Raw genomic sequence first — 6859 nt, forward strand, 5'->3', positions numbered from 1 at the left:
CACAGTCGCCCGCATGGGACCCGTGCACGTCGGCCCTGCCCGAAAGGTAGCCGCTCTTCGACTCTGACCCGGTCGCGCCCCGGCCCTGAGCCCCAGGCCTCCCGCCTGGCTGCCGTCCACTCGCCCAGAGGCGCGCCCGATCCGACGACCGTGGCGTGTAGCTGCTCTCGGGTGCCAGAGGCCGACCGTCAATAAGGCCGCGACTCTGCAGGCCTTGGGTGGCCGACACCGTCCAGGTCCTACGTCGCTATTGAGCCATCAGGAGTTGCGAGGGGACGGCCTGTGGCACTTGAGTCGCTCGCTGCGCCGATACGATTTGCCCATCGTTGCGGCCGATGTGCGCCGTTGAACCGCCAGGGGGATCCGTCATGTCCAGCCGCGTCCAACCGGTGCGCCAAGGCGATCCGCGCCAGATAGGCCCCTACCGTGTGGTGGGGCGGCTTGGGTCCGGCGGTATGGGCACGGTGTACGCCGCCCTCACGTCCACCGGTGAACGTGTTGCCGTCAAGGTCGTGCACCCGGCGCAGGCCGCCGACGATGAGTTCCGGGCCCGATTCCGGCGGGAGGTACAGCTCTCCCAGAGGGTCACCGGGCCGTGCCTGGTCCCGGTCCGTGACGCCGACACCGAAGCCGTAGCTCCGTGGCTCGTCACGCCCTTCGTCCCCGGCCCCACCCTCGAAGGGTATGTGACCGCCAACGGGCCGCTGGCAGGAGCGGTCCTGTATGCGCTGGCTGCCGGCACCGCAGCCGCGCTCTCCGCCGTGCACGCCCAGGGCGTCGTGCATCGGGATGTGAAACCGCCCAACGTCATCCTGGCCCCGTCAGGGCCGCAGGTGCTGGACTTCGGCATTGCCCACGCCCTGGACGGCACGTCCGTCACCCGCACCGGAGTGATGACCGGCACCCCGGGCTGGATCAGTCCCGAGCACTACCGCACCGGAGCCGTCGGCCCGCAAGGCGACGTGTTCGCCTGGGGAGCCCTCCTCGCCTACGCCGCGACCGGCCGCCTCCCCTTCGGCGCCGGCGCACCTGATGCGGTGGCCTTCCGCGTCATGCAGGCCGAGCCCGACCTGGACGGCGTGCCGGCCGGCCTGCGGCACCTGATAGAGCAGGCGCTGGCCAAGCAACCCACCGACCGGCCCGATGCTGCTGAACTCGCCGATACGTGCGCCGAGTTGCTCGCCGTCCAGAAGACCGCCGTCCTCACCCCCACCAACCAGCAGCCCACACTGATAGCCGACCTCGTCAGCGCCCACTGGGACCTGACGGCAGAAACCGACAGCGCCTGGCCCGCCCCGCCCCCACGCAGCAGCCGCACCCGCCTGTTTCTAGCCGTCGGCATAGCCGCTGCTGTCCTCGGCAGCCTCGCCGGCGCCCTCGCTGCCACCTCGAAATCATCAGACACCGCCCGCGGCCAAACACCCACACCGAGCAGACACACCAGCAGCGCCCCCGCCGCAGCCCAGCAATCCGTCCCTCGCACAGCCGGACCCGCCGCGACCTCCGGCCCCGCCCCGGCCACGTCGCCCACGCCCAAGCCGCTCGCCGACGCCCCCTCCCCCGCCTACACCCGAAGCGACAACGCCCAACCCAACGTGGACGAATGGGCCAAGGCACGCCTGCCGGCCACACCGGCCGAGCAGACCGCCGCGCAGAACCTGATCACGGACGCCACACCCCTGCTTCAGGACCAGCAGTACATGGACGACACCGTGACCGTGACCTTCAACCCCGCAGCCCAGAGCATGTTCGTCACCTTCGGCCCCGGCATCTATCCGGAAGGACAGGACTACCGCGACGACACAGCCCTCACCGACCTCGTGCGCGGCCTGATGTTCGGCAGCTGCTCCGAAGCCCAGCAGAACTTCACCAACGACACCAACTGGCCCTACGGCCGCGCCGTCCTTGTCTACCGCGAATCCATGGCCAACCCCATCATCACCGACTACCGCGAAGTCACCCACCTCGACAGCTGCCGCGTCTAACCCCTCCGGCCGTGCGGCCTCAGCGAGTGACGGGCGGAGATGCGGCAGCGCCGGTGTCCGTGGAAGCGCAGGGAGGCGGCTACGAAAGCAACGGCCGGGGGCCGTGCACAGCCGCGCTGCTCGAAGACCGTCGACCACCAGCTGTCCGACTAGACGAAGACGTATTTGCCACACGCCTGGCAGCACTCCACCAGCGCGTCCGTGCACGGCCCGCGGCCTACACCGGGTGCTTGATGCGCAGGACCAAGCAGCACAAGAACTTGACGTATGTCAGCGAAGGTCCAGTCCACGATCACGGCGCGCGGCGCCTCTTCGAAGGACTTGCCATACGAAGACACGCCCCCGCTCACGCTGGTCATAGAACTGCCCGGCTGTCAAAGCTTCCCGTTCAAATGCCCGGCTCCTGACTGCTTTCTGACCCGGCACGCGGAGGCGGACCCGATAGCGCGCCGGATTGGCCGTTGGCCCACCCGGCGGCCGGCATGGGCGCTTTACTGTTCAGCGCCGCACCATGACCTCAGCGCGGCGCGCCAGGCCATCGTGACCGGCCTTGACGTCGATGACACGGCGGAGCTCCTGTACCGGGACTGGCTCCGCATCGAGCACGCGGCCGGGAACCGGCAAGGCCTGCATACCGCCATCACCCGCGTCCAGCATGTCAACCAGACACTGGACTGCTCTCTGGAAACAGAAACCCTCCAACTCATCAACCACCTCCTCAACAACCCCACACCCGCAGCACGCAAAGCCCACTGACCAGCATCCGTGCGCGCCTGGAGGGCCAGTTCACCTCCGCTCGCACGGAGAGCAGGATTGCGGCGTCACCCGATACCCGAGGTCGGCCGGGACGCCTCCGCTCGAGCGGAGGTGAGTCGCAGGTCACCCGCCGGGACGCGGTGCTGAAGAAGTGGTCTCCGCGCAGGCGGAGGTGAGTCGATCCCACTACTGTCCGCCGTCTACAGCCTGGCCACCTAGGGACCCCCATGCCGTCGACCTGTACGCGGTCCGCCGTGCACTGGGCCCCGGCAACGCCGGAGCCGCCCTGACCGCCGGGCGGGTCGGCGCGAAGACGCCGGACGGCAAGGCGACCACCAGGGCGTCTGGGTGCTGGAGGAGCAGTGTGGGTCACGAAGCCGAGTTGGATCACCGGTCAGCCCGGAGCGCTCGGACCGTGGAAGGCAGGGCGTGTTACAGGTGTGCCTCGGTATGGAGTACACGCCAGCGCCGCTCGAAGTCGTCTGCCTGCTCGATGATGTAGTCAGCTGTGAGCGGCTTGTTGTGCTGGGCGGTGATCCCGCGGGTTGCGCACTCCTGCGCGATGGCGCCGGGCGGAGGGTTCTCGCTGATCATGCGCTGCTCAGCCCAGAGGGTGTAGACGCGGAACGGCAGGAGGTAGCGGCGCAGGGTGGACGGGCTGACCGGTTTCCCGCTACGGCCTGTCATGTCTTTGCCGGCGAGATAGGCGGAGAGCTGCTCAGCCTTGGGCTCTTCCCCGTGACCGCTCTGGTATTGGGCCCAAGCCAGGTAGTAGCGGTCCACTGTGGTGAGGGCGGCAGGTTCGGCAGATGTACGGCCCTCGTCCTGCTCCGCGTCGCCGATCGCGGCGTTCACCCGAGGATTGCGCCTGTCTTTGGCTGCTTGCGCTCCCAGGCCGGCCGCCTGCGTCACCGAATGTATTTCCTCGGCCGGCAGGGCCTCTTGGGCTCGCTGCTGGGCCTCAGGGGCAGCCGGCGCGGGCGGTTCCGTTTCGTCGAACTCACGTTGCTGAAAGGCCCGGACGAAGTCCGCAAGGTCTGCGCCTGTGATGGGCCGGCCGCCGGCGCCGGTGATCTGATCTCGCTGGTGGACGTAGGCGGCGAGGGTCGTGGCGTCCGGGTATGCGCCGCGCTCCTGCGCGTAGGTGAGCCAGGCGCTGTAGAAGTAGTCGCCCCACCCGTCGTCTGTGTCCTGCTCGGCTTCGGGTTCAGCTTCGGCTGACTGCGTGTAGCGCTGCTGGAGGACGTGCAGCAGGGGCGCCAGTTGCTCGTCGGTCAGCGGCCCGCCGGCCGCAGTGGCGATGCCGTAGTGGTCCTTGAGCCACAGGGCGAACTGTGTGCTGGTGGGCTCCGACCCGAAGGCCGCAGTCCAGGCCCGGTAGGCGTCGGTCAGGCGCTCATCGCTCGGTGCGACGTGCCCGTCCTTGTCGTGCGAGTGGTCGTGACCTGCGAAGCGTGCCGCGGAGGGCGGCGGCTCGGTGCCGAACAGCGTCGACTCAGGCGCTTGCTCGAAGGCTTCCTGGAGTTCGGGGTTTGGGCGTTGCACCGGCAGCCATGTCCGCGTATCAGCGAACTGGATGGGCGGCTCGTCGATGCCGGCTGCGGCCAGACCCGCCGGTGCGGTCTCGGACAGGGGCACTCCGTAGCGGGCGAGGCGAAGAGGCATCAGCGACTGAACGGGGGCCTTGCGGCGCCAGCCGCGGCCGAACCGGGACCGCAGACTCGCCTGGTAGACGAGGCGTTCCTGCTCCAGCCTGATGACCTGCTCGTAGGAGCGCAGTTCCCACAGCTTCATTCTGCGCCACAGCAGGAACGTGGGCAGGGGTGAGAGCATCCAGCGGGTGAGGCGGACGCCTTCCATGTGCCTGTCAGCGGTGATGTCGGCGATCCGGCCGATTGCGTGGCGTGCCGCCTCGACGGCGACCACGAACAGGACGGGGATCACGGCGTGCATGCCGACGCCCAGCGGGTCGGGCCAGGCGGCGGCACCGTTGAAGGCGATCGTCGCGGCCGTCAGCAGCCAGGCAGTCTGACGCAGCAGCGGGAACGGGATACGGGTCCACGTCAGCAGAAGGTCCAGTGCCAGCAGGACGCAGATACCGGCATCGATGCCGATCGGGAAGGCGTAGGAGAAGGTCCCGAAGCCCTTGTCGAGGGCCAGTTCACGGACGGCGGCGTAGGAACCGGCGAACCCGATCCCGGCGATGATCACCGCGCCTGCCACGACAACGCCGATGAGTATCCGATGTGCCCTGGTCAGCCGAGGTGCCTCACCGTTCCCCGCTGCCACGTCCCACTCCCCCCTGTCTCCGTTGCACAACTGACCACCACTCACACTTTCATGTCCGGGTCAGGATGCAAGCGGATCGGTTGCTGCCAGATGCAGCTCCCTCTGCACGCCGACGGGTATCCCTGTCCCGCCCGGCTCGCCGGATCCGGATCGCTCCAGCCGAACCACCGCAAACGGGCAGGCCGCCGTCCGCTGAGGACCGGGTGTGGCCGACGAGCCGGCGGGGCATGGCGGCACGCAAACTCACGGCGCTGGGGCCCGCCTTGGCCAAGGACGCGGTTGCCCGGTCGGTCACCGCCCTCCCCTCACGCCGTTCAGCAGCCCGTCGCGGCGCGATCCTTGACCGGCCGGCACGCAGCCCGTGCCCCACCGGCACAAGACACCCGCCCCAGCGTCCCGCCGGCTTTCGGGTCCTGGCTTCAGGAGACCTCGGAGCCGAGGAGCACGCCGGCCACAGCCCCTGCGAGCAGGAACGGGCCGAAAGGAACCGGGCTCCCACGGTCGGCCCGGCCCGCGAGCACGAGCCCGATCCCGTACAGCGCGCCGAACACGAACCCGGCAAAGGTCCCGGCCAAAACGATCGCCCAGCCGTACCAGCCCAGGACAGCCCCCACAACGAGGGCCAGTTTCACATCACCGAACCCGAAGCCCCTGCTGAGGAGGAAGAAGACGAAGAAGCAGGCGCCCAGAACGAAAGAGCCGAGCACCGCGGACCTCCAGCTGCCTGCGGAACCGGGCAGCACAGCGGCGACCACGAGCAGCAAGAGCACCGCTGCGGCCAGCGGCAGGGTGAGCACGTCAGGCAGCCGGTGCACCGCGAAATCGATGATCGCAAGCAGCACGGCCGCCGGAGCAAGCAGCAGCCAGACCACCAGCTCGGGGCGGGGCCCGACCGCGACCGCCAGCAACGCACAGACCACCGCCACGCAGGAGGCGGCAGAGAGCGTACTCGGGCCGTACCTGTCACCGGCGGCACAACGCGCACGCCCCACCCAGCCGCCACCGACACCGGAAAAGGGATGGCCAGCCGGGCACGCCGACCTCCACGCTTCCTCACCCGGCACGCACAACCGGTACGCAGGACGAGGCAGGAACACACCCGTGCTCCAGCCCCACAACACAGCAGCCGTAACGATCAGGACGGTCTCCACCCCAAGGAAGCCTAGACTCAAACGCCCGGACGCCCGGACGCCGGTGCACGCGCATCCCTGCAAAATCAGGCAGGCCTGCCGCAACAGTGCTCTTCCCGGCTCCGCCATCTGACCTCAACGGCGAACTGAACACCGGAAAACTCCCAACCGTCGGCGCCCTCGCCGACGCCCGAGACGATGACACCGTCGACGAAGCCGGCCAGGACGGCATCGGCCGCGGAGGGCAATGTCGTCGCCACCGGGCACGTCAGGGCCGACGCGGCAGACACACCACCCCTGGTCCAACGGGGCGACGAGGTCGATGACAACGCGGTCCCGCTCCCAGCAGCCGACCATGAGGAGAGTTCCGGAGAGGATCCGCAACCAGGTGACCGATACGGTCCGTGAAATCCGGGGTGAGGATGCCCGGGCAGGCGCGCAAGCATCGACAGCTGTTCCGGACGGGCGGCATCACCATGCCGCTTGAACAAGAACCCGGCGGGGATCACCGCTCCGTACCGGCAGCGGCAGCGGCAGCGGCAGCGGCAGACGGACTCGAGGACGCCAGTGTCCCAGTTCAGCGAAACCACACAATCGACGACACCGGCACGGATCAACGCAGCCAGAGCCCCGCGGGCGGCAGACGGCAGCACACCGCGGCGGCGATCGAGGCAGACCAACCCCTTCCTGGAAGCATTC

At 68.9% G+C, this 6859-nt stretch carries 4 protein-coding genes; 2 read left to right on the top strand and 2 right to left on the bottom strand.

Annotated features, from left to right (window positions below):
• The first annotated feature begins 368 nt into the window (after positions 1–368).
• Both AC3ETA_RS47395 and AC3ETA_RS47400 read left to right on the top strand, forming a co-directional pair.
• Positions 369–1985 (top strand): serine/threonine protein kinase, encoded by a 1617-nt coding sequence (locus tag AC3ETA_RS47395; RefSeq protein WP_432199103.1) that lies wholly within the window; start codon positions 369–371, stop codon positions 1983–1985.
• 267 nt (positions 1986–2252) lie between these two features.
• Positions 2253–2741, top strand: coding sequence for a hypothetical protein (locus AC3ETA_RS47400; RefSeq protein WP_432199104.1), 489 nt, complete (start codon positions 2253–2255; stop codon positions 2739–2741).
• 432 nt (positions 2742–3173) lie between these two features.
• Here AC3ETA_RS47400 and AC3ETA_RS47405 read toward each other — a convergent pair whose 3' ends face one another.
• Both AC3ETA_RS47405 and AC3ETA_RS47410 read right to left on the bottom strand, forming a co-directional pair.
• Positions 3174–5030 carry a DUF2637 domain-containing protein gene (locus tag AC3ETA_RS47405; RefSeq protein WP_432199105.1) on the bottom strand — a complete coding sequence of 619 codons (1857 nt, stop codon included), beginning with the start codon at positions 5028–5030 and terminating at the stop codon, positions 3174–3176.
• 419 nt (positions 5031–5449) lie between these two features.
• Positions 5450–6181: a prepilin peptidase gene (locus AC3ETA_RS47410; protein WP_432199106.1), complete on the bottom strand. Its 732-nt coding sequence runs from the start codon at positions 6179–6181 to the stop codon at positions 5450–5452.
• Between the last annotated feature and the right edge of the window lie 678 nt (positions 6182–6859).

It is taken from the genome of Streptomyces sp. bgisy027, assembly GCF_057710365.1.

Coding starts and splice junctions, on each gene's coding strand:
- AC3ETA_RS47400 (WP_432199104.1), top strand. CDS start 2,253: ATGTCAGCGAAGGTCCAGTCCACGATCACGGCGCGCGGCGCCTCTTCG.
- AC3ETA_RS47395 (WP_432199103.1), top strand. CDS start 369: ATGTCCAGCCGCGTCCAACCGGTGCGCCAAGGCGATCCGCGCCAGATA.